3 protein-coding genes are annotated in these 3,302 nt (G+C 76.2%); 1 reads left to right on the forward strand and 2 read right to left on the reverse strand.

The window, feature by feature from the left end; translation table 11 throughout:
• The gene (locus tag JZ5iCDA_RS16410; RefSeq protein WP_083260107.1) at nt 1-1,035 is read right to left on the reverse strand and encodes an AAA family ATPase; all 1,035 of its coding nucleotides are present in this window, start codon (nt 1,033-1,035) and stop codon (nt 1-3) included.
• A gap of 354 nt (nt 1,036-1,389) precedes the next feature.
• Entirely contained in the window at nt 1,390-2,553 is a 1,164-nt protein-coding gene (locus JZ5iCDA_RS16420) for a DUF3866 family protein (protein WP_069388106.1), read from the reverse strand.
• Nucleotides 2,554-2,588: 35 nt separating this feature from the next.
• Here JZ5iCDA_RS16420 and JZ5iCDA_RS16425 point away from each other — a divergent pair.
• The coding region (locus JZ5iCDA_RS16425; protein WP_436967419.1) for a helix-turn-helix transcriptional regulator at nt 2,589-3,302 on the forward strand (714 nt) is incomplete at its 3' end.

Below are 3,302 nucleotides of genomic sequence, written 5' to 3' on the forward strand. Positions count from 1 at the left end.
TCACCCCGCGACGCCGTGGGCGGTGCCGGCGCCGACGGTGGCCGGCCCGGGCACCGTCGCGAGGAGCGAGCGCACGACGGTCTCGGGGCGCACGTCGGCCGCCCAGGCCGCGGGCGTCGGCGTGAGGCGGTGCGCGAGCACGGGCACGGCGACGCGCTTGACGTCCTCCGGCAGCACGTAGTCGCGGCCGTCGAGGACGGCGACGCTGCGGGCGAGCAGGGCGAGGTTCTGCGAGCCGCGCGGCGAGGCGCCGACCTCGAGCGCGTCGTGGGTCCGCGTGGCGGCCGCGAGGTCGACGCAGTAGCCGACGACGTCGGGGTCGACGTCGACGGCCTCCACGCCGGCCTGCATCGCGAGCACCGTCCCCGGTTCGACGACCTGGGCGACGACCGGCTCGTCGTGGCGCCGGGCGATGCGGCGCGCGAGGACGTCCCGCTCCTCGTCACGGTCGGGGTAGCCGACGGCGAGGCGGACCATGAAGCGGTCGAGCTGCGCCTCGGGCAGCGGGTAGGTGCCCTCGTACTCGACGGGGTTGGACGTCGCGACGACGTGGAAGGGCCGTGGGAGGCGGTGGGTCCGCCCGTCGACGGTGACCTGGCGCTCGGCCATCGCCTCCAGCAGGGCGGACTGCGTCTTGGGCGCGGTGCGGTTGATCTCGTCCGCGAGGAACAGGCCGGTGAACACGGGCCCCGGGCGGAACTCGAACGTCCGGGTGGCGGGGTCGAACACGGTCGAGCCGGTGATGTCCGACGGCAGCAGGTCGGGCGTGCACTGGAGGCGCGCGAAGTCGAGGCCGAGCGCCCGGGCGAGGCTGCGCGCGGCGAGCGTCTTGGCGAGGCCGGGGACGTCCTCGAGGAGCACGTGCCCGCCCGCGAGGACGGTCGCGAGGGCGAGGGTGAGCGTCTCGCGCATGCCCACGACCGCCGTCGCGACCTCGTCGAGGATGCGACGGCCGTGCGCGGCGACGTCCGCGACAGGCAGCGGCGTCACGTCCGGGTGCGGCTCGTGGCGGTCGGGGCTCGGGCTCTCGGTCACCGGGTGGTCCCTTCGTCGGGTGGCTGGGTGGCGAGTCGTTCGACCGCCTCGATCCAGGTCTGCAGCTCGTGCTGCGTGGGCAGGTGGCCGCGCGCGGCGCACGCGTGCGCGCCGCGGGCGACCGCGCGGCCGAGCAGCGGAGGGTGGCGGGGGGTTCGGGTCCGGTCTGGTTGAGGCGGTCGAGCCAGTCGGGGGTGCGCCAGGTCCAGGGGGGTGCGGTGGCGGCGGCGGCGAGGACGGTGGTGGTGAGGGTGGCGACGATGACGAGGCGGCGCTGGCGGGGGCGGCGCGCGTCTGCTGCTCGGCTGCGCGTCGGTGCGCGGTGCGGCGTGGTGGTGGCCCCCTGGTCGGTGGTCATGCCGTGGTGAGCTCTTGGGCGTGGACGCCGGCGGCGGCGGCGGTGAGGAAGGCGGCGGGGTCGTCGTCGAGGCCGCGGCCCATGGTGGAGAGGCGGACGGGGGTGGCGCGGAGGGCGTCGAGGAGGGCGTGGTCGACGGGGACGTCGACGCGGTGGTGGCGTCCGGCGGGGGTGGTGAGGGTGGTGGTCTGCTCGGTGACGAGGCGGGTGAGGAGGGGTCCCCACCCGGGGAGGGCCTCGACGTCGGGGGTGGGTTGGGGTGCGACGACGTCGGCGGGGGTGAGGGCGACGCGTCCGTAGGCGGTGAGGGAGTGGTGGGAGATGCCGAGGTGGCGTTCGCGGGGGTCGGCGCCGGAGACGCGCAGGGAGGCGACGGGGCGGCCGTGGAGGGCGGCGGCGGCGTTGAGGGCTTCGCCGGCGGCGACGCCGGAGTAGCCCCAGCGGGTGCCGGTGCCGAGGTTGCCGGGTCCTTGGGCGACGACGACGAGGTCGGCGTCGAGGACGTGGCGGGCGGCGAGGAGGCCGGTGTGGACGGTGACGGCCTCGAGGTCGCCGCCGAAGGCCTGGCCGACGGTGACGCAGGCGTCGATCCAGCCGGTGTCGCGGAGGGTGGCGACGGTGCGGGAGAACGCGGCGGGCAGGGCGCCGCCGTCGGTCATGACGTAGGTGACGCGGGGGGCGGGGCGGGCCGCGAGCGCCGCGGCGTGGCGGGCGCCGGCGACGACGGCGGGGAGGGCGGAGTGGAGGTCGGCGACGACGACGGGCAGGCCGTGGAGGTCGTCGGCGTCGCGGAGGATGTCGTGGTGGGGGGACTCCTGCTCGTCGACGCCGAGGACGAGGGCCTGCAGGGGGGTGTAGCGGGCCTTGACGAGGTGGCCGGGTCCGGGGGCGGGGTCGGGCGGCAGGGGGGTGCCGGGGCGCGCGGGGCCGGTGACGAGGGCGTAGCCGCCGGTGCCGAGGCCGCGGGCGAGCGCGGAGACGTTGAGGAGGAGTCCGTCGCCGGGGGCGGGGGTGCCGACGAGGTCGGTGTAGGCGAGGGCGCGCACGGTGGTGTCGTCGGTGCGTCCGGGGAGGGGGTCGTCGAGGGTGACGGTGAGCTCCTGGGCACCGGGCCAGGCCCGTCCTTGCGACTCCACCGTCCCGGTCCGCCACGTGATCACGCCGCTCACCCTATCGACCGCTAGCGTGGTGCCCGATGTCCGAGTCTGCCTCCTCCCGTGCCGCGTCGTCGTCGGCGGTGCCGTCGAACCCGGCTGCCCGGCTGCTGAACCTCGTCATCGCGCTGGTGAACACGAACGCGTCGATGACGAAGCAGCAGATCCGCAGGAGCGTCGCGGGGTACGGCGACGCGCCGTCGCCGGACGCGTTCGAGCGCATGTTCGAGCGGGACAAGGACACGTTGCGCGACCTGGGGATCCCGATCGTCACGGTGGACGCGGGGGGTCATGCGGACGAGGTGGGGTACCGCATCGACCAGGACGCGTACGCGCTGCCGCCGGTGGACCTGACGCCGGCGGAGCTGGGGGTGCTGGCGCTGGCGGCGCAGTTCTGGCAGGACAAGACGTTGCGCACGGACATCTCGCGGGCGCTGACGAAGCTGCGCGCGGCGGGTGCGGGCGAGACGGCGATGGACGCGGTGACGGGCCTGGTGCCGCGGGTGCGGGCGGTGGGGGACGCGTACGGGCCGCTGCTGGACGCGATCTCGGACCGGCGGGTGGTGTCGTTCACGTACCGGGCGGCGAGCACGGGGCAGGTGCGTCCGCGCCGGGTGCAGCCGTGGCGGATCGCGGCGAGCTGGTATCCCCGGTCGGACATGGCGACCTCCTGCGGGCGTCGTCGGCTGCAGCCCCTCCTGGCACGCTACACGCGGGCGGTGCGCGCGCCCGCTGAGGGGCCGACGGCGCCGGGC

It is taken from the genome of Cellulosimicrobium cellulans, assembly GCF_001722485.1.
GTDB lineage: Bacteria > Actinomycetota > Actinomycetes > Actinomycetales > Cellulomonadaceae > Cellulosimicrobium > Cellulosimicrobium cellulans_A.